The organism is Thermococcus sibiricus MM 739 (assembly GCF_000022545.1).
Taxonomy (GTDB): domain Archaea; phylum Methanobacteriota_B; class Thermococci; order Thermococcales; family Thermococcaceae; genus Thermococcus_A; species Thermococcus_A sibiricus.
Genome location: NC_012883.1, coordinates 1,814,481 through 1,834,243, shown reverse-complemented (window position 1 = coordinate 1,834,243; position 19,763 = coordinate 1,814,481). Strand labels below are relative to the sequence as shown.

Here is a 19,763-nt window from a genome sequence, read left to right as displayed (position 1 = left end):
TAATATCCTTCTTCATTTGAACTCCTCGCAACTTTATGCTAATAACCTAAGATGTTCTTGTAAAATTTTTATATCCTCCTTTGTAAATCCAGCAAGATAGACAACCACTAAATAAATTATAAAGATTAGCAGCACTGCCTTAAAAACGTTTGAAGTTATTTTCACAAGGATAGCAGTCATAATTAAGGTTGCAATAGCAACTATGAGAAGTCTTGGGAGATCGAAGTTATAACCCCACCTACTCATGAAAACGAAACCAATAGTAAGGCCCGTGATCTCAGTTATTAGTGTTGCAAATGCCGCACCAACATAGCTATACCTTGAAATTAGTACTAAATTCAAAATTATATTTAATATCGCCATTATTACAGTAACCTTAAATGTAAATTTCTGTTTATTAATTACTACCATTATATTCCCTTGAAACATAGATACATATTTAACTGCAGATGTCCAAATTAATATCTCTAGAACTGATATTGAGTTTAGATAATCTTGTCCAAAGATAACCAAGATAATTTTATTGGAAAACAGTGTCACAATGATTGCCATGGGAAGGGCAATGTAACATGCACTCTTAATTAACAAATTTGATAGAAATTTAAAATATGTTAAATTATTTTTAAAAGATCTCGAAAATACTGGAAAAACCACGGATACCCCTATACTAGGAACTAGAAGCGATAAATCTGCTATTTTGTAAGCCGCATTATATATACCTACTGCAGTGTCACCTACTAATTTGGATAACATAATCGTATCTGTTCTAAAATATATCATAATTGCAACGTTCATCCCTAAAAAAGGCCACGCCTCCCTTACAACACTCTTCCAAAATCCCAAATCCACCTCTATTTTGAGCCTCAAAAACTTCAAGGCTGTTATAACAACGTGATAACCAAGGACAATCAAGTTCACGATTAGGTAAATCATCGCAAAATGAACTACGTTCAAGCCGAGCTTTATTGCAGTTATTGCAAAAGCCAGGAAAAGCGCGCTCTGGAGGATCTGCCCGATGGACATGAACTCCATCCTCTCAAAGGCCTGGTATATGGAGCTGAAGAGGTTATTAATCCCTCCAATAATGATGGAGATAGTTATTATGTAAACAACCTTTATCGTGATCTCGGGATAACCCAAAAGATTTACAACCAACGAGACGATCAGAAATGTCAAAGTTCCAAAAAGCAGCTTCAGAACAATCCCATTCGCCAAATATTTCCTGGCAAGGCTTTTGTCCCTCGCAACTTCTCTAACAGTCAAAGGGTCAAGCCCAAAGTTTGCTATGACCCCAAAAATGCCCGTAAGAGCCAAAGCAAATGAAAGGATACCATAGTTTGCCGGGCCAAGGTACCTTGCAGTGTACATTACGTAGAAAAAGCCAAGTAACATGCTCACAACCCTGGCCACAAAAAGCACCGCCATGTTCTTTGCAATCCTCTGTACGGTGTTCATAATTGCACCTCGCTCAGAAATCTAATAAAAACGTTGCTTTTTAAGAGTTGCCATTGTTACTCGACGTCCAAGAAAAGATTACCTCGCTCATTGAATCCCTCGACCCATTTAACTCATGTTTGACTCTTAAATATATCCCTTCTCCCTCAAATACTCCTTCAAAGCACTTCTCCAAGGTCTCATCTTCAGGCCGAGCCCCTCAAGCCTCTTATTCCTCAAAGCGGAAAACCTTGGTCTCTTTGCAAGCCTCTTGAGCTCGTCCGACTTTATCGGCCTAACATCAACCTCCCAGCCTAAAATCTCGAATATCGCCTTCGTGAACTCGTACCAAGAACAGAAGCCATCATTGACCATATGATAAACGCCGAACTCCGGCTTTAATTCCAAAAGCTTCTTTAGAGTCCTTGCAACGTCCTTCGTGTAGGTCGGGCTCATGAATTGGTCATCCACCACTCTAATCTCTTCTCCTCTCTTGGCTTTTTGAACCATGAACTCGACGAAGTTGCCGCCCTTCCCGCTCGCCCCAGCCTTTCCGTACAGACTCGCAACTCTAATGATGTAGTGTTTTCTGGAGTAGTTCTTGGTGAATATCTCTCCAGCGTACTTGCTTAAACCATAAACGTTTATCGGGTTTGGGATATCCTCCTCGGTGTAAGGTTCGCCCTTGCTTCCGTCAAACACATAATCAGTGCTGATGTAAACATTAACTGCATCTATTTCCTCAGCGACCCTCGCAACGTTCAGAGCTCCAATAGCATTAACTTGAAAGGCCTTCTCAGGGTAGAGCTCGGCATCGTCAACCCTGACATATGCTGCCGTATTAATAATCACATCGGGCTTGAGCTTCTTCAAGACTTCCAAGGTATCTAGAATAGTAACGTCAAGGTCGGAGTGAGTTAAGGGAACCACTTCAAAGGAAGAATCACTCCCAAATACTTCAACCAAATCACTCCCCAGCTGTCCGTTGGCTCCGATGATGGCTACCCTCATGGAATCACCTCAGAAGACCCAGCCCCTCTCGATGGCTTCCCTCAGCGTCGGCCACTTCATATCTTTTTCTGAGACTGTCGGCTTGTCAACCGGCCAGTCTATGCCTATGTCGGGGTCGTTCCATATTATGCCACCTTCGTAATTAGGAGCATAGACGTTATCAACTTTGTAAACTACTTCAGCAACGTCGCTAAGCACAAGGAAGCCATGGGCAAAGCCCTTAGGGATGTAAAGTTGCCATTTGTTGTGCTCCGAAAGAATAACACCAACCCACTTACCAAAGGTCGGCGAGTCTTTCCTCAAGTCAACGGCAACGTCGTAGATTACTCCCCTAATACATCTCACAATCTTTGCTTGAGCATAGGGCTCTCGCTGAAAGTGCAATCCTCTGAGGACTCCATACTTGGACTTCGAGTGATTGTCCTGAATAAAGTCTCCCTTTATGCCAGCCTTTTCAAAATCAGGCTTTTTGTACGTCTCCATGAAGAAGCCCCTCTCGTCCTCAAAGACCTTGGGCTTGATTAAAATAACATCAGGAATCTCAAGCCTTTTGAAGTCGAAGGGCATCTTTATCACCTTTTAAGAAAATTTTGACCTCCTCTTCCAGTTCTTTTAATTCTTTCGAGGAAGCTTTCCCAAATACTCCGTAGTACTCGGACACATCTAACTCAACTTTAATCCTGACTTTTTGACCGTCTTTCAGATTTAGTTTCTTTAAGGGCTTGAGGACTCCATTCTCATAAACAGCCTCAACGATGATTGGCATTCATATTCCACTCCTCAGATAATCAATCACGTCTAGGGGCTAAATAAACTTTCCCTATGTTTTCCTCTGGCCCGCTACCACCTCAGCTTCCACGGCGTTGGATGGAGGACTTTCTCATCAACCAAAGGCCTCCACCACCACTCGTTGTTGAGATACCACTCTACAGTCTTTTTTATTCCCTCCTCGAAGCTCACCTTGGGCCTCCACTTCAAGTCCCTCATTATTTTCCAGGAGTCGAGCGAGTACCTTAGGTCGTGCCCGGGCCTGTCCTCGACAAACTCTATCAAGTCTTCGTCCTTCCCCATGAGCTTCAGTATCGTCTTAACGACCTCGAGGTTTGTCCTCTCCTCTCCAGCGGAGATATTGTAGATCTCCCTTGGCTCGCCCTTGAGTAAAACCGCTTCAACGGCCCTCACATGATCCTCAACGTAAATCCAGTCCCTCACGTTCTGGCCAGTTCCATAGATTGGTATCTTGAGCCCCATGCTAGCTCTTATTATCGTCTTAGGGATTAGCTTTTCGGGGAACTGGTACGGGCCGTAGTTGTTCGTACATCTAGTTATTGAGGCGTTTAGATTGTAAGTCCTGGCCCACCCGAGGACTAAAGTGTCTCCCGCTGCTTTGCTTGCGGAATAAGGCGAAGAAGGCATAAGCCTGTCCTCTTCGGTGAAAGAGCCCTTCATGATGTCTCCATGGACTTCGTCGCTACTAATGTGAACTAGGCGAACCTCGGGGTTAACTTTCCTTATAGCTTCAAGAATAGTGTAAACGCCGAGGACGTTGCTCTCAATGAATGCGTAGGGGGTTGAAATGCTCCTGTCCACGTGCGATTCGGCAGCGAAGTTCACAACGGCATCAACTTCCTTTATTAGCTTAGAAACAAGCTCGAAGTCGTTTATGTCCCCTTTAACGAACGTATACCTTTCATCGCCTTCAAAGTCCTTCAGGTTCGCCGGGTTCGAGCCGTAGCCGAGCTTGTCAAGGTTTATAACCTCCCAGTCATCGTGCTTATCTAAAACATAGCGGATGAAGTTGCTCCCTATGAAGCCCATCCCACCGGTTACCAAAAGCCTCATGCTTTCACCTCACAGGATTATTCTAGAGTTGTCGCCGATGACGAACTTCCTTCCGAGGGGGTGGCTGTTGCCCCTTACTATCTTAACGCCCCTCCCGATAAGGCTCTCCACGATTCTGCCAGCGTCCCTTATCTCGCTGTCGGGCAGGATTATAGAGTCCTCAACCTCGGTGTTCTCTATAACGCAGTTATTTCCAATGCTCGTGTACGGGCCGATGTAGGAGTTCTTTATCACGACGTTCCTGCCGATCACTACCGGGCCCTTAATCACTGTGCTCTCATCAATTTGAGCCCCTTCTTCAATTACCACCCTCCCGTGGATTCTGGCCTTAGTTTTTACTTTAATGCTCGTTTTTATGTCGTCCAAGATAAGTCTGTTGGCCTCAAGAATATCCTCGGGCTTTCCAGTATCTTTCCACCAGCCCGTGACCTTCGTCCAGCCAACTCTATACCCGTGGTCAATGAGCCACTGAATGGCGTCAGTAATTTCCAGTTCATCGCGCCATGAGGGCTTTATGTTCCTCACAGCCTCGTGAACTATGGGCTTGAAGAAGTAAACCCCCACCAAGGCCAGATTGCTCGGGGGAACTTTTGGCTTTTCAATTAAACGCTTAATCGTCCTTCCGTCCTCACTAAGCTCGGCAACACCGAACTGCTGAGGATTCGGAACCTCCTGAAGAAGTATGCTTGCATCAAAATTCTCCTCTTTAAAGTGCTCCAAGTGCCTAACTATGCCCTCCCTGAGTATGTTATCGCCAAGATACATCACAAAATCGTCATCACCGAGATAATCACTCGCAACCTTTATCGCATGGGCCAACCCCTTGGGCTCTCCTTGATAGATGAACTCTATCTCAGCGTCCCAGTCAACGCTTTTCACAGTTTCAATAACCTGCTCCTTGCTTGGCCCAACTATTATTCCGATATCGTGAATTCCCGCCTCTATGACGTCCTCAATAGCATAAAATAGAACGGGCTTATTTGCAACCGGTATAAGCTGCTTCTGCTGGGAATAAGTTAAGGGCCTTAATCTAGTACCATGACCACCAGATAAAATTAGAGCTTTCATTTGGTCACACCAAATCTTCACTACCATTTATATAATTAAAAATTTTTGGCAGTGAAAAATTAGCATGGGATGAAAATGCTGAGGGAATTTTTGACGCAATTCTGAAAGCTTTGGGAGAAGTTTAACTTGTTATACCCCAGTGAAAGGAGCGAATTATGATGTTTTCATAGTCATCGAGGACTATTCCGAAGAAAATTTCCTCATCCTGAAGCGCAGGCTCTCAATGAGCTCCTCCCAGTTAGGCCGCAGTGTCTTGGGAATGAAGTGGTTGGTCGAATTGCCGATCTGGCGGGCATTTTCCTTTGCCTGAGCCAACTTATCAATCAACTCACTCCAGAAATCACCTTCTATGCGGTAGAACCTCAGGTTGAGTTCCAGAGCTTTTAGGAACTTGTCGACCTCCAAGTCCAAGTTAAGAGCATGAAAGACATCGTAGATGTCCTTGCCCTCCATGCGGCTGTAAAGGGCAACGACCTTCTTTGCAAGCAGATCCTCCAGAGAATAAACCCTGAACATCGTGGGGTAAGAATCCAGGAAAGGAGACTTCACCAGCTCAACTCTCGCTTCGAGGCAGGGGCTGTTTCGTATATAATAACAAGCGAAACTTTTAAATACTTTTGACACTTATTTATCTTGGGTGAGAGCGATGAGACTTTACCGAACTGGCGAAGCAGCAAAGAAACTCGGAGTTTCCAAGATGACAATCCTCCGCTGGATACAATCGGGCAAACTTAAAGCTCACAGAATCGGCAAAGAATACAGAGTTCCAGAAAGCGAGATTAAGAGACTCCTTGAAGGCAAAACTCTTGATAAAGTCGTTATTTACGCTAGGGTCTCAAGCCAAGACCAAAAAGAAGACTTGGAGAGGCAAGCCGAATACCTCAAAAACTACTGCTCCTCCAAGGGTTATCAAGTTGTGAAAATTCTTACCGACATTTCATCAGGATTGAATGAAAATAGGAAGGGCCTAAAACAACTCTTCAAACTCGTTGAGAATGGAGAAATAACCAAAGTCGTGATAACATACAAGGACAGGCTCACCCGCTTTGGCTTCAAATACCTCAAACAATACTTCAACTCCCACGGCGTTGAAATCGAAGTAATCTTTGACGATGAAGAGAAGACTCCAGAAAAAGAGCTTGTCGAGGACTTACTAGCAATTGTAACCTCTTTCGCTGGAAAGCTTTATGGGATGCGTTCCCACAAGAAAAAACGCCTCGTCGAGGCGGTAAAGAATGCCCTCAGAGACGATTAAACTCACGGCCAAATTCAAGCTGAAGGAAACTCCCGACGGGTTAGATGAACTCTTCTCAACCTACCGTGATATTGTGAACTCCCTAATCACCTATGCCTTTGAGAACAACATCACGAGTTTTAAACGGCTCAAAAAGGAAAAGTATGAAGAATTGAGAAAAGATTATCCAGAGCTTCCAAGTCACTACCACTACACGGCCTGTCAAATGGCCTCATCAATTTACAAGAACTATCGGAAGAGAAAGAGAAGGGGAAAAGCCAATGGAAGGCCAGTGTTCAAAAAAGATTCCATAATGCTCGATGATCACTTGTTTAAACTTGACCTTGAGAAGGGAATAATCAAACTCTCCACTCCGAAGGGGAGAATAACCCTGGAATTTTACCCGGCAAAGCACCACGGGAAGTTCAGGGGCTGGAAGGTTGGCCAAGCGTGGCTCGTGAGAACGCCTAAGGGCGTCTTCATCAATGTCGTCTTCTCGAAGGAAGTCGAGGTTAAAGAACCCGAAGATTTTGTTGGTGTGGACTTGAACGAGAACAATATAACGCTCAGCCTTTCAGACGGCGAATTCGTCCAGATAATCACCCACGAGAGAGAGATTAGGACTGGCTATTTTGTAAAGCGGAGAAAAATCCAGAAGAAAGTCAAAGTCGGCAAGAAGAGGCAGAGACTCCTCGAAAAGTACGGTGAAAGAGAAAGGAACAGGCTGGACGACCTCTACTACAAACTCGCTAACAAAATTGTTGAACTGGCCGAGAAGTACGGCGGGATTGCTTTGGAGGATTTGACTGGAATCCGAGAGTCAATCAGATATTCGGCTGAGATGAATGGCCGTCTCCACAGGTGGAGTTTTCACAAGCTCCAGTCAATTATCGAGTACAAGGCGAAGTTGAAGGGCGTAAAGGTTGTTTTTGTTGATCCGGCTTACACTTCCTCCCTGTGTCCGATATGTGGGGGAAAACTAAGCCCGAATGGGCACAGGGTTTTGAAGTGCTCAAATTGTGGTTTTGAAGCCGACAGGGATGTTGTCGGCTCTTGGAACATCCGCTTGAGGGCCCTGAAGATGTGGGGAGTAACCGTTCCCCTCGAAAGCCCTCCGATGAAGACGGGAGGAGGGAAGGTTATCCGCTACGATAGTTTCACATGTTTTAAAAGTAGCGGATAACCAGAACGGGTCTGCTGAGGTAGAACTCCACCTTCACCCTATCCCTGTTTCCGAGCGTGTTGGTGTAATAACAGTCAAAGCGAAACGTCCTATGGAGAATCCTTGACCCTTTCACGTTGAAGCCCTCTATCCCTTTCATCCCCTCAACTATTTCCTGAGCAGAGGTCTCAACATCACCGTTGAAGTAGTCTATATCCATATCCTCAGAGAACCTCACCGTCCCAATTCTGGCTAAATAAACCCTGTTGAGTCCAGTGCCACCTTTTAGGATTGCCTTCTCACCGAAAATTTCCCACAGCTGGCTTAAGAGCAATGATATCTTCTCCTCCTTGTCCACGTAGTTCAAACCCCACCCGGTCTTCGCGGCTATGAGTTTTAGCATCCTTTCATCCATACGCCCACCCCAGAATCCTTTCCTTTCCGAGGTTGTCGATCAGCTTCCATTCCCTGACTCCCTCCCCCCTAGAAGGAAGGGTCGGAACTAACTTACTCCAGGCCCTAACCCTGCCCCTAAAGTATTCAATAACCTCCTCTGGAACATTGACACCAAGGCTTTTCACGAGCTCCAAAATGTAGCCTGTCCTCTGGCAAAGCGAATCACTTGCAAAGCGTTTAAAATAGCTCAAGAACTCCTCCCAGTCTATTTTTTCGGCTTCATAGAGGGCTTTCGTTATTTCGGAATAACCCCCGCAGTAGGCCGGCTTGTAAAAGCAGTCGAAGAAAGTTTTGGCCAGGGTGGACGTGTAGACCCCATCCTTAAGGGCCATTCCAATCGCTTTTTCTCCCAGGGCAATGGCCTTTATGGTGTATTCGCCTATTTCTCTCTTACCGGACTTTTCTGGTGTTGCCACAAAGATCGTGAAGGGCTCATACTCGATAAGGCCATAGAGCCTCAGTGCTGAAGAGAATGCAACGTAGCCCGGGAAAAGGGCGAGCGCTATCCGGTATGGGTTTTTTATCAGTGGCCTCCCCGGCTCTTCGTTTACCAGGTATATGCCCCTTTTAAGTCTGTAGAGGTAACCCTTTCTCGCGAGGCTCGAAAGCACTTTCTTAATCATGTCATCACTTAATTCCGGGAATAATCCCTTTATCTCTTGAACTGTCACTATATCAGCGCCTTTAATGACACTGATTACCCCCTGCTCAGTTTTTGTGAGATAGTAATTTTTCGCCATATGGTGACTATTATGGTCACCAACTTAATAAATTTTTCGGCATACCTACTAAATCTTTACTACCATTCATACAATAAAAATTTTTGACAGTAAAAATTAGCAAGATCAACCCCCGCTAAAACTATCATAAAAATTGTTATAAATCCAACTCAATGATAAGACTTGGGATAATATATGGATGTGGTAATAGCCATCGATGAAAGCAAGAACGCCGCGGCAATAATAATATGAGGATTTGCCCAAAAAATCAAAAAAGAGTTTATGGGAGTGAACTACCCTGGCCTTACGGGCGGGGTTTTGTGAGAGTTCATTCGGCATCCTGTTGCCAGTAGCCTCACTCTCACAAGCTGATTCACGCGATCACTACCCCCTACCCTCCCGGAATCAGGGAGTATTTAAACCTTCCCCCCCTCTCGGAAGGGCTCTTGCAAGCAACAGAGAGGCCAAAACATTAAAAAGAAAGCAAAGACACACCCACTCATCCGCCCTCTTCTCATCGGATGGGCTTCACCAAGGAGCAGGTGAAATGATCTGTTTTTCTAACACCGATTACTGTCTCCAATGGTTTGTATGGTTTCAACCTTTTTAAATCTTTTGAGCATTGCCCATCATCCCCTAACTTCTCCCAAATTGGAGAAATGCCATTAAAAACCTTGAAGAACTCACTGAACAAGCATTAAAACCCCAATGATCAGAATCACCACGTTGATAATCTTCTTTAACCTCTCTTTATCGGCTTTTGTGTTAGCATGACTCCCCAAATAGACACCCGGAACTGCTCCAAGGGCCAAAAAGAGAGTCAAGAAAGATATAAACAATATCCACTTTTCACTCCCTCATGATTTTAAGCTCATGACTTTAGGTAGCCCAATTCCCTGGCCTTCTTTAAGACTGCTTCAACTTCTTCTTCGGGAGTCATCTTTGAACTGTCAACTTTAACCTCCGGGTTCTCCGGCTCCTCGTAAACCCCATCGTAACCAGTTACCCCCTTTATTTCACCACGCAAAGCCTTGACATAGAGACCCTTTATCCCTCAATCAGCCACTTCCAAAGGGGAATCACTCTGACTTCTCTTCCATCTACCTCAATAACATCCTCCTCATCCCACGTTATCACACTCAGCTTTTTGGCCTTTAGCTCCTTCCCCACTGCCACCAGGTTCCTGACTTCCCTCCCATAATTATCCCGGGTTATTTCCTTCGTAACCTGTATAAGTTCCACAATTTTCAACCCCTTTTTCAGAACAAAGTCAACCTCTCTCCTAACATCACGCCAGTACCAAAGCTCATATCCTCTCCTAAGCAACTCAACAGCAACTGCATTCTCCATTTTTCTCCCCAGATTTGGTGATGAAATAAAGCCCGCACTCAAGAGAGCAGGGTCAACTACATACACTTTTTTCGGTGACTTCAGGCTTTCTCGCAGTTTATAAGAAAAGCGCTCTGCCTTGAGGATTATGAAAGATTCTTCAAGATAGTCAACATAGTTCTTTACCGTGTGCACGCTCCCTATATCCAGAGTGTTCTTCAGCCTCGTATAGCTGAATTCTCTGGCAAAGTTGGAGACGAGGTAAAGGGCGAGTTCGTAAAGAGTCGATGAATACTTTACATTTCTCCTCCTGACAACGTCCTTCATTATGATGCTGTCAAAAAGCATCTTGCCGTAGTTCCGGTAATCGTAACCCTTGACGACTATCTCAGGGAAGCCCCCCTTCTCCAAGTACTCTGAAAGTCTTGATAGCATTTTTCCTTCCTGAGGGCTTATCTCCACTTTTGGTTCCACTTTTTCAGCGCTTAAAAATTCTCTAAAAGAGAACGGAAGGACCTTAACCTCCCAGTACCTTCCAGTCAAATGTGTGGCCAGCTCACTGCTTAGCAGCTTCGAATTGGAGCCCGTGAGAACAACGTTATATCCAAGCCTCCTCATTCTGTCCACAAAAAGCTCCCAGCCTTCAACATTTTGGACTTCATCGAGAAAGAGTGTTTTAAAATCCCCGTAGACCTCATGGGTAAGCTTCAAAATTTCGTTAAAGTCTTCCGTTTTTGCCAGCACCTCGTCATCGAAGTTAACATAACCGAAGTACCCTTTAAGAGTCCTTGCTGCCAAAAAGCTTTTTCCTGCCCTTCGGGGACCGCTTATGACTTTTATTAGATCGGTCTGCAGGCCCTGCTTGAGTTTTTCCTCGGCCTCTCGTTTAACGTAGGGCTCTTTTTTCAGTCTCTCAAGTTCATACTTTTGAGTTATTATGTGCTCCCTCATCCTGTGCACCTAAAGAAATATAGTGCACAAAGTTTAAAAATTTTGTGCATTTTACTGCATAGTTCCTCATATAGTTTGAGATCAAACCTGATCCCACTAAGGCGAGGTTTGAAAAGAAAAAAGTAATCCCCATGAACTCTCACTGGCCGGTTCACACGGCCACTACCGGCTATCCCCCTAATGGAGGAATCGCCGGCTACTTTGCACACACCAACCCTTACGAGTTGTCCAGCCATTCGGCTGTTACGAGGTTATTATACTATACAACTTCAGAGTATTTAAACCTTACCCACCCACCTCCCCTTGCGTATCCCCTCCCTTTCGGAAGGGATCTTGCAAGCAACAGAATGATAAAATGACTCAATCGGCTTGTGCTCTTGGGCTCTCAATCCTCTATCCTCAGCATCCACTTCCATAGAGGAATTAGTCTTACCTTGATTTTGCCAATGTTTCTCTCCTCCTCAATGTCCCATGTGATGAGAGTGACTTTCTCATATCCAAATGTGTTTGCTGCTTTCTTCAGGCCTTTGAGCTCCCTTTCTAGAGTCTCAGGATCGTTGACATCGTAACTAACCTGAATTAGCTCTTCTTCCGGAACCACAAAATCCACTTCCCATCCTTCCCCAAGAGCATAATTTATTTCTTTTCCCCTGCGCAGGAGTTCTATAAAGACTGCATTTTCCATGAGCTTTCCAATGTTTTCATCAAACTTTGTGCTTAAAAAAGTGAGGAAAGCTGTATCCACAAAGTAAATCTTCTTGGGGTACTGGATCCTCAGCTTGACCTTTGGGGAGTAAATTTCCACAGGAAACATGAAGTAGCATTCTCTAAGATAATCAAGGTAATTTGAAAGTGTGGCTTTGCTTATGGAATATCCCATGCTCTTAATGGTGCGCTCCATTTTGCTAAGACTGAAGTACTCCGAATTTAAGAGAAGTCGTATGAAGGTTCTCAGTTCTCCCGGGTTTCTGACGTTGTATCTCTCTACAATATCAAGGGCTATTATTGTGTTGAAGTACTCTATAACGATCATTCTCTTTATCCTCGGATCTTCGGTTAATACAACCTCCGGAAAGCCACCATAAATGATGTACTCTCTCAAAAGCCTTAAGATCTCAGTTTTTTTCTCACTAAATGCAAGTTTTTTAATGTTGTCTGGGAGGGAAAAACCTTTGAAGTGAAGGAACTCGTGAAAACTCAAGGGGAAAACCTCAAAAGTTATTGCCCTGCCCCTAAGAGAAGTTGGGATTTCTCTACTTGAGAGCTTTGATGAAGACCCACTTAGAAACAGCTTTACATTTCTTCTAGAATCGTTCACCCTCCTCACCCATGAATCCCAATTGGCAATGTTTTGTATTTCATCAAGGAAAAGATAAAGCATTTTTTTCTTGCCGTATAGTTCCTCTATTGTTGGAATTAGCTCAGTAAGTGTTTTAATACTCTTTTCAAGTCTCTCGTCTTCAAAGTTTATGTAGAAGATTGATTCCTTATCTGCATGTTTTGAAAGCTCTCTCATGAGCTGAAACATTAGGTATGTTTTTCCAGTCCGTCTACATCCCGCGAAAGTTACGACCTTATTGAGGTGCCAAGGGATTAGAGAGCGATCGAAGTCTCTCTCGATGAGCTCAGGAGTCCAGTTCTCTTGCCACTCAACTATGACTTTTGCTAATTCTTCCTTCATAATTTTAGGTACGCTCTTAGGGTTTATAAAGGTTGTTTAGTATATTAAACAATCTATTATAAATAAGTGTTTATTATATCTACCCATTGACAGGTATCACACAATGAGACATACATGTGGCACACCCCCTTGGAGCCCTTTAAATTTAACAATCCAATCTCTTCCAATCTAGTGACCTTCTCACTCAAGGGCGAGTATCAGTTTTCTTCTTAATCAGGTGAACTAATAATGCTAGATAGGAGGGCAGTCTCCAAACTTTGATACTTGGCCCACTAGTTTACTTTTACAAAATAATTTTGGGTAGAATTTCAAATTAAAGTTTGATTTAAATAAAATTTATCAAACAATAACGTTTATATACTTCAAAAACCAATCATATAACGAGGGGCACTGTGTGGGAAGGGACCGAAGCGAAAGCTTCACCCTGATCCAGAGTCCATATCCAACCGTAAATCTGACAACTTACCCAGAGTTGTGGGGTTTATGAGTGAAGATACGGGCCCTGCCTCAGAGCGAAACTTCACTGAGGCCTCTGATCACGCGGTGTCCCTCACTTGTTCTATTAAACTCCAAAGTTACATTTTTGAAAACTTAGCAAAAGTTCTCCAGTCCCAAACTTTAATACCTTCTGGTTCTATCTTTAGTGCTTCCCTCTCCGGAACTATAAGAATCTTCTCTGCATTTTCAAACTCATGAAGCTTCTCCTCGATTTTTCTAATCTCCTCTTTCTTTACACTGTCCTTCCACTTAACCTCTGCAACTACTTTAACCTTTTTGTGATCCACTAATGCCACATCTACTTCCAATTGAGGCTTCGCAACTTTTACTGGTTGAAGCCCAAAATGCCTTACTAAAAAGTCTTCAAAAAACCATTCCATGTAAAGGGGCATCCTCTCTTTTAAGAGTCTTCTAATTTTTGACTCATCCATCTCGGCTTCAAAAAAAGCATGTTTGGCATTTAAATAAAAAGCGAAGTCTGTTATTGGCGACAAGTGTCTGTAATGTAGAGTCTTTCTCCTCTTCCCAAACAGAGGAATTGCTTTTACCACCCCCATCTGAATTAGATTCTTAAGGTACTGAGAGATTAATCCTGGGTTGTCCTTTTCAATGACCCCCCTTGAAAACAAGAAACTCGAAATTTCGGATGAAGAACCTCTTCCCCCTGCAATCGCCTCCAGAATACCAGCATATCTTGGTGTGTACTCAAGATCCTCCTCACTGAAGATTTCACCAATTAAATAAGGCACATAAGTTCTGAGTTCATCTTCCAGATTGTAAATAATATCCTCTCTGAGCCTCTCAGCCTTTGGAGCTAGCCAAGGCTCTCTAACAATACATGCTACCTCTAAGAGACTTTTCCCACTTAACCCAAGTGATTGGGCAAAGATTATAGAATCCCTTGGGTCCACAAGACCTACACTCTTTAATTCAAACAACCCCAGAAGAGGACTGTTCTTTCCAACTATCCTTCTAAAGTAATGCATAGTGGATGTTATCAAAGTCATCTTCCCTCGTCCACTCATGCCCTGTAACATTGAAAAGAAGGGCTCATTCAAACGATGAAATTCATCTATGATTATTCTCTCTTCAGTTTCAAGTAAGAGAGGTAACAACCTCCGAAATTCCTCTTGGTTTAATTCTTCCCCACTTTGAAGTTCTATGACAGTCTTACTTTTTGTTACAATGAAGTATTTGTTGTATCTGGCCTTCTCCCTAATATAAAACGTCTTTCCGGTCTTTCTCCTCCCATAGATGAGCAACCACTTTGAATTCAAAACTTTATCAAGTTCACGTCTTTGTATAATGATCATTATTATAATCACCATTATAATAACGGACATTATATATTTAAAAATCTTTTGAAGGAAGAACTCATACTGTCAGGATAAGCAGTAGGGCGTTAGATTTAAATCTCTGTTAACACTTCAGAAAAAGAAGGAGAAGAATGCAAACTGAAACCATTATTTATTGCTTACTTTCAGCCTTAAAACCTTTTCATAGAAACAAAATATCAGTTAAAAAGGCAGGAAAGTAGGATTATGCCTGACAGGCCTCAACTATACGACAGTCTGGGAACACTCCAAAAACCTCTTGGATGAATTTTGTTCACGTGACTTTTGTATTGAAGAAGAGTGATGAGCGCTGGTTCGGGACTTTGAAGAAGCGGATGAAACGCTTCTTGAGGACTGACCCCTCCCCGCCGTGAACGGCGAGGGTTCCAACGAGTTAACCCCTCACCAGTGGCGGGAAGGTTTGCGGGCCCATCACCTACTCCCGTTGCCAGTTTCAATTCAACCCGCAGGCCCGGTCTTCGGCCCATTACCCCTACCGCAGAGTTATTCGGGGTTATTGCTCCAAAGGCCAGCCTTGGAGTTTTAAACCACCAGAAGGCAGTTTTTGAAAAGACGCTTTACAGCATCTTCTCTCAAGCTTGGAGGGACATGATGAAATCAATTTAAGGGGGTTGTTCTTAAGTGACTCTCCCAAGGCCATATTACGTTAACAAGTTTAAAAAATTTCTGTAGCTTAAAGGTTTTCTCTTGAAAAGTTTATTACATCTCCACCCTAAAGGACAAGACTTTCAAGGGGTAACTGAATGACTTCAGGAAGTGATGCCACGATTATCCTATATGGTATAATAATAAAAAATTAAGAATGGCTCCTTCCTACTCTGAAATAGATAAATCCTAATTTTATAACTTTTTCAGCATCCAGAACATTCCTTCCATCGATTATCACTTTGTTCCTTACTTGTTTTGCTATTCCTTCTAAATCCAAGTCTCTGAACTCTTTGTGATCAGTCACTATAATTATTGCGTCTATGTCTTTGAAGTCTTCCTTCCACTCCACTCCAAAACGCTCAGCATCTTCTGGAGTGCACACCGGATCGTAAGCATAAACTTTAGCTCCCCATTCTTTGAGTTCCTTAATAATTAGAATTGCTGGACTCTTGGTGAACTCTCTAACACCACCTCTAAAGGTTAAACCCAAAACTAAAACATTACTTCCCTTTAATGATTTCCCAACCTCATTTAGACCCTTAATACTCAATTCAACAACATGGTGAGGCATGAAATCGTTTATCTCTCTGGCCGTTTTAATTAACCTTGGATTCGTCTTTTTGACCAAATTAATAACAAACCAAGGATAGATAGGAATGCAGTGGCCTCCCACCCCCGCTCCCGGCATGTGGAGGTGACAGTAGGGTTGTGTATTGGCTGCCTTAAAAATTTCTAAAGCATCCAGGCCATGCTCCTCACACCACAATGCCAGCTCATTTGCCAAAGCAATATTGACATCCCTGTAAACCCCCTCAAAGACTTTAACTGCTTCAGCTGCTTTTATAGAGCTCATCGGAATGACACCTTTTTTGTTGATCGTCTCGTATATGCCGATAACTGCTTCCAAAGTTTTTTCATCACTTGCCCCGACTATTTTAGGATACTGGCCAGTAATGTCCCTAATTGCGGTTCCACTCATGGTTCTCTCGGGAGCGTGAGCAAGGCCGAACTCACCAAGCTTGAGGCCGCTCTCCTCTAAAATCGGAATTAAGCTTTCTGTAGTTCCGGGAGGCATTGTTGCTTCCGTAATTACAATATCTCCTTTCTCCAAGCCCTTTGCAATTTTATGAGCAACATCGTAAACGGGGTCAAGCTTTAAGTTACCCCTATCATCAGTTAGCGTTGGGACGATGATTATCATTACATCAGCCTGCTTGGCGGCCCAGACACCATCGGTTGTGGCTTTTAACTTTCCGGCCTTTACGTTTCTCTCGACAAGCTCTGATAAGCCAGGTTCTTCATTAATGTGGTTAGTACCGCTGTTTATACTCTCAACAACTTTTTCATTGATATCAACACCAATCACATTAGCCCCATGCTCTGCAAAAGCAGCCGCCAAGGGAAGGCCCATCTTACCGAGACCATAAACGGCTACCGTAAATTCCCCCTCTTTGAAGGCCCGCTTAACTTCCTCCCTATTCAAACCAAGAAGCTTCATATCAATCACCTTAACTTCACTACCTCATCCCTACCAGCGCTCTCTAGAGCTTTAACTGCAACTTCAAGCGCATGCAGTCCATCTTCTCCACCGACTAAAGGAACTTTCTTTTCTTCTACACACTTTATGAAGTGTTCAAGTTCATTTCTCAGGGGCTCTTGCTTTTGGATTTTGGCCTCTTTAACCCATTCCTCATCATACACAACTAAACTCTGGTTTATATAGTCAAGGTAAGCTATTCCCTTCGTGCCAACAATGTTCAGAGTTCTCGTCTTATGAGGAGTTAGGCGGTTGGTCTCTATAACTCCATCCATGCCCTTATCAAACCCCAATAGGATCAGCGCATAATCATCCACCTTTGCGGGATGCTTCACATTTCTGGCCTTTGCATAAACCTCCTTCACTCTGGAATCCGCAAGAAAGCTCATAACATCGATGTCATGGACGGCTAAATCAATTATAACCCCCACATCTGCTATTCTCACAACCATAGGGCCCACTCTTTTTGCATTCATGGTTACTATCTCACCAAGAAGGCCCTGACTTATTGCTTCTTTCAACTTTAGCACTGCAGGATTAAACCTTTCCACGTGTCCGACCATTAGGGTGACATTATTCTTCTTTGCCGCCCTCATTATTTCTTGAGCGTTCTCAATGCTCTCGGCTATAGGCTTCTCCACCAAAACATTGACCCCGTTTTCAATAAACTCTAGAGCGACCTGCTTGTGGAGGGAAGTTGGAACTGCAATGCTGACTGCATCTAATCCCTCTTTTACAAGCTCTTTGTAATCACCAAAAGCCTTTGTTTTGAATTGGGAAGCAACCTCTTTGGCCCGCTCTAAGTTTGCGTCAGCAACACCAACGAGCTCAACCTTCCCTTCTCTTGCCATCTCAGAGTAAATCCTCGCATGATGGTAGCCCATGTTCCCAACGCCAACGACACCAACGCGAAGCATTTCAACCACCTCATAAGCCAGCCATCATCCAGTAGCGCTCTTTTTTCAGCCCCTTCTTTTTGAGCTCTTCAAATTTTTTCTTTGCAACATTATAAAAGCCATCGTCGTAAAGGACTTTTCCATACTCCATGGCATCAAGAGCGGAAGGGGAAAGATTTTCCAAGGCCTTTAAAAATTCTTTTCTTGTATAGGCAATAATGTCCACGGGCAAGAATTCCTCATTGAGCATATATAGCCCCCTCGTTCTTTCAAGTGGATTTCCCTTTAATTTATCGGAAATTACAATGATATCAAAATCGCTGGCCAAATTATAGTTTCCTCTAGCGTAGGATCCAAAAAGGATTATGGTGGCTTTGCCTTCTAGGTGCCTTGCGATTCTTTCAACGAATGCCTTGAGTTTTTCCAAGCTCATTTTTCAGGCCCTCAACGAATTTAATTATCTTTTCCACATAGGATATAAGTTCTTTGGCTATTTCTTCCGAATAATACTCAAAAGGGGCACCTTCGGAATATGCATCTGGGTATCTTGGAGCAATATAATTCCTGTCGAGCTCCATGGCGTAGTATAGGATTTCTTTTGGAACATCTATTCCAAGGGTGTTTAACTCCCGTAAGAGCTTGGTTATCGAATGTCCAATTGGTGCAAGGCCGATTCCTCTTAAAATGGCCTTGACAGCAAGTTCTGCAGCCTGTTGGGCTTTAAAACTTGCCCACTCATAGTAGGCATGCTCTAAATCGGAATATGCAGAACTTAAAGTCCTCTTGGCTTCTCTCATCCACCTCTCATATTCTTCCTCTTTAAACATATTTTTCACCATGACTAGGATTCATAAAGCATTTTGAGCGTGCTTACTATATAAGCTATGTCCTCCTCGCTAACGGCCGGATGCACCGGAAGGCTTAGCACTCTCTTTGAGGCTTCGATTGCGTTTGGGCAAATATCTTTTGGATAGCCGAGCTTTTGATAGAACGGCTGGTGATGAACCGGAATTGGATAATGTACTGCACTTCCAATCCCTTTTTCCCTCAATTTTGCCATGAGCTCGTCCCTGCTCAGTGGGAAATCATCTTCGACTCTTATTACATACTGGTGGAAGACGTGCTTAACTCTTTCATCAACGTATGGGGGAGTTAAACCATCGATTTTGCTTATTCCCTCGCTTAAGAGCTTGGCGTTCTCAATTCTCTTCTCGTTCCAAGCATCGAGCTTTCTGAGCTGAGCCCTTCCGATGGCGGCATTAATGTTTGTCATCCTCAGATTGTAGCCGAGCTCGACATGGAGGTACTTCTCAGCCTGCCCGTGGTTCCTAATCAAATCCGCTCTCTTGGCTAGTTCATCCTCATTCGTTACGACCATCCCGCCCTCCCCTGTAGTCATGTTCTTTGTGGGGTAAAAGCTGAACGCGGCAATGTCGCCAAAGGTTCCCACCTTTTGGCCCTCAAACTCTGCACCGTGGGCTTGGGCGCAGTCCTCAACGAGGTAGAGCTTGTAGTCCTCGGCAATTTCTTTAAAGGCCTTCATATCAGCCGGCTGGCCGTAGAGGTGAACCACCACTATGGCTTTCGTTTTGTCCGTTATTTTCTCAAGAACATCGTTTGGGTCAAGGTTGTAAGTTTTCTCATCTATGTCTGCAAAAACGGGCCTCGCCCCTTGGAATAGAATTGCATTCGCGGAGGCTATGAAGGTGAAAGGTGTTGTAATGATCTCATCTCCGGGCCCTATTTTGAGGGCTCTTAACGCTACATCCAAGGCAGCAGTACCATTTACAACGGCTATTCCATGCTTTGCCCCTAAGTATTGAGCGAACTCTTTTTCAAACTCTTTTACTTCCTTTCCACTCGCCAACATTCCACTCTTCAAAACCTCAGTTACGGCGTTTATTTCTTCTTCGCCAATCAAGGGTTTAGCAATTGGTATCAT

20 protein-coding genes and 1 pseudogene are annotated in these 19,763 nt (G+C 43.7%); 2 read left to right on the top strand and 19 right to left on the bottom strand.

Annotated features, from left to right (window positions below; translation table 11 throughout):
* Nucleotides 1-33: 33 nt before the first annotated feature.
* From TSIB_RS09955 to TSIB_RS09925, 7 genes are all read right to left on the bottom strand, one after another.
* A complete protein-coding gene (locus TSIB_RS09955) occupies nucleotides 34-1,455 on the bottom strand; it encodes a flippase (protein WP_015850312.1) in 1,422 nt (473 codons plus the stop codon).
* 126 nt (nucleotides 1,456-1,581) lie between these two features.
* On the bottom strand, nucleotides 1,582-2,445 hold the full coding sequence (gene rfbD / locus TSIB_RS09950; protein ID WP_015850311.1) for a dTDP-4-dehydrorhamnose reductase: 864 nt from the start codon (nucleotides 2,443-2,445) through the stop codon (nucleotides 1,582-1,584).
* Nucleotides 2,446-2,454: 9 nt separating this feature from the next.
* Nucleotides 2,455-3,012, bottom strand: a complete 558-nt coding sequence (gene rfbC, locus TSIB_RS09945) for a dTDP-4-dehydrorhamnose 3,5-epimerase (protein ID WP_015850310.1) — start codon at nucleotides 3,010-3,012, stop codon at nucleotides 2,455-2,457.
* Nucleotides 2,987-3,211, bottom strand: coding sequence for an antitoxin family protein (locus TSIB_RS09940; protein ID WP_015850309.1), 225 nt, complete (start codon nucleotides 3,209-3,211; stop codon nucleotides 2,987-2,989). Before TSIB_RS09940 ends, rfbC begins: the two co-directional genes overlap by 26 nt.
* Nucleotides 3,212-3,285: 74 nt before the next feature.
* Nucleotides 3,286-4,287 (bottom strand): dTDP-glucose 4,6-dehydratase, encoded by a 1,002-nt coding sequence (gene rfbB, locus TSIB_RS09935; RefSeq protein ID WP_015850308.1) that lies wholly within the window; start codon nucleotides 4,285-4,287, stop codon nucleotides 3,286-3,288.
* Nucleotides 4,288-4,296: 9 nt separating this feature from the next.
* Complete coding sequence (locus tag TSIB_RS09930) at nucleotides 4,297-5,355, bottom strand: glucose-1-phosphate thymidylyltransferase (protein ID WP_015850307.1); 1,059 nt, start codon at nucleotides 5,353-5,355, stop codon at nucleotides 4,297-4,299.
* A 180-nt stretch (nucleotides 5,356-5,535) separates the two neighbouring features.
* Nucleotides 5,536-5,904 carry a nucleotidyl transferase AbiEii/AbiGii toxin family protein gene (locus TSIB_RS09925; protein ID WP_228359811.1) on the bottom strand — a complete coding sequence of 123 codons (369 nt, stop codon included), beginning with the start codon at nucleotides 5,902-5,904 and terminating at the stop codon, nucleotides 5,536-5,538.
* Between the two features lie 97 nt (nucleotides 5,905-6,001).
* Between TSIB_RS09925 and TSIB_RS09920 the strand changes: the two genes are divergently transcribed.
* Together TSIB_RS09920 and TSIB_RS09915 are read left to right on the top strand one after the other, a co-directional pair.
* Nucleotides 6,002-6,610: an IS607 family transposase gene (locus tag TSIB_RS09920; RefSeq protein WP_015850305.1), complete on the top strand. Its 609-nt coding sequence runs from the start codon at nucleotides 6,002-6,004 to the stop codon at nucleotides 6,608-6,610.
* Nucleotides 6,591-7,772 carry an RNA-guided endonuclease InsQ/TnpB family protein gene (locus tag TSIB_RS09915; protein WP_015850304.1) on the top strand — a complete coding sequence of 394 codons (1,182 nt, stop codon included), beginning with the start codon at nucleotides 6,591-6,593 and terminating at the stop codon, nucleotides 7,770-7,772. The genes TSIB_RS09920 and TSIB_RS09915 overlap by 20 nt, the downstream gene beginning before the upstream one ends.
* Here the strand turns inward: TSIB_RS09915 and TSIB_RS09910 are convergent.
* The 12 genes and pseudogenes from TSIB_RS09910 to TSIB_RS09850 all read right to left on the bottom strand — a co-directional run bounded on the left by TSIB_RS09910 (nucleotide 7,756) and on the right by TSIB_RS09850 (nucleotide 19,763).
* Nucleotides 7,756-8,166, bottom strand: coding sequence for a nucleotidyl transferase AbiEii/AbiGii toxin family protein (locus TSIB_RS09910; RefSeq protein WP_015850303.1), 411 nt, complete (start codon nucleotides 8,164-8,166; stop codon nucleotides 7,756-7,758). The genes TSIB_RS09915 and TSIB_RS09910 overlap by 17 nt on opposite strands.
* Nucleotides 8,159-8,947 (bottom strand): type IV toxin-antitoxin system AbiEi family antitoxin domain-containing protein, encoded by a 789-nt coding sequence (locus TSIB_RS09905; RefSeq protein WP_015850302.1) that lies wholly within the window; start codon nucleotides 8,945-8,947, stop codon nucleotides 8,159-8,161. The genes TSIB_RS09910 and TSIB_RS09905 overlap by 8 nt, the downstream gene beginning before the upstream one ends.
* 662 nt (nucleotides 8,948-9,609) lie before the next feature.
* Nucleotides 9,610-9,765 (bottom strand): hypothetical protein, encoded by a 156-nt coding sequence (locus tag TSIB_RS10490; RefSeq protein ID WP_228359810.1) that lies wholly within the window; start codon nucleotides 9,763-9,765, stop codon nucleotides 9,610-9,612.
* A gap of 32 nt (nucleotides 9,766-9,797) precedes the next feature.
* Nucleotides 9,798-9,974, bottom strand: a pseudogene (locus TSIB_RS10345) (adenylyl-sulfate kinase); the annotation flags it as partial.
* Nucleotides 9,974-11,206 (bottom strand): ATP-binding protein, encoded by a 1,233-nt coding sequence (locus TSIB_RS10340; RefSeq protein WP_048160720.1) that lies wholly within the window; start codon nucleotides 11,204-11,206, stop codon nucleotides 9,974-9,976. The pseudogene TSIB_RS10345 and the gene TSIB_RS10340, both read right to left, overlap by 1 nt.
* 385 nt (nucleotides 11,207-11,591) lie before the next feature.
* Nucleotides 11,592-12,887: an ATP-binding protein gene (locus TSIB_RS09885; RefSeq protein ID WP_015850298.1), complete on the bottom strand. Its 1,296-nt coding sequence runs from the start codon at nucleotides 12,885-12,887 to the stop codon at nucleotides 11,592-11,594.
* A gap of 575 nt (nucleotides 12,888-13,462) precedes the next feature.
* Entirely contained in the window at nucleotides 13,463-14,713 is a 1,251-nt protein-coding gene (locus tag TSIB_RS09880; protein ID WP_228359809.1) for an ATP-binding protein, read from the bottom strand.
* A gap of 823 nt (nucleotides 14,714-15,536) precedes the next feature.
* Complete coding sequence (locus TSIB_RS09870) at nucleotides 15,537-16,886, bottom strand: nucleotide sugar dehydrogenase (RefSeq protein WP_015850295.1); 1,350 nt, start codon at nucleotides 16,884-16,886, stop codon at nucleotides 15,537-15,539.
* A gap of 5 nt (nucleotides 16,887-16,891) precedes the next feature.
* Entirely contained in the window at nucleotides 16,892-17,842 is a 951-nt protein-coding gene (locus TSIB_RS09865) for a UDP-N-acetylglucosamine 3-dehydrogenase (RefSeq protein WP_048160711.1), read from the bottom strand.
* 10 nt (nucleotides 17,843-17,852) lie between these two features.
* On the bottom strand, nucleotides 17,853-18,254 hold the full coding sequence (locus TSIB_RS09860) for a nucleotidyltransferase domain-containing protein (protein ID WP_015850293.1): 402 nt from the start codon (nucleotides 18,252-18,254) through the stop codon (nucleotides 17,853-17,855).
* Nucleotides 18,223-18,648, bottom strand: coding sequence for a HEPN domain-containing protein (locus TSIB_RS09855; RefSeq protein WP_048160708.1), 426 nt, complete (start codon nucleotides 18,646-18,648; stop codon nucleotides 18,223-18,225). Before TSIB_RS09855 ends, TSIB_RS09860 begins: the two co-directional genes overlap by 32 nt.
* Nucleotides 18,649-18,662: 14 nt before the next feature.
* Nucleotides 18,663-19,763, bottom strand: a complete 1,101-nt coding sequence (locus TSIB_RS09850; protein WP_015850291.1) for a DegT/DnrJ/EryC1/StrS family aminotransferase — start codon at nucleotides 19,761-19,763, stop codon at nucleotides 18,663-18,665.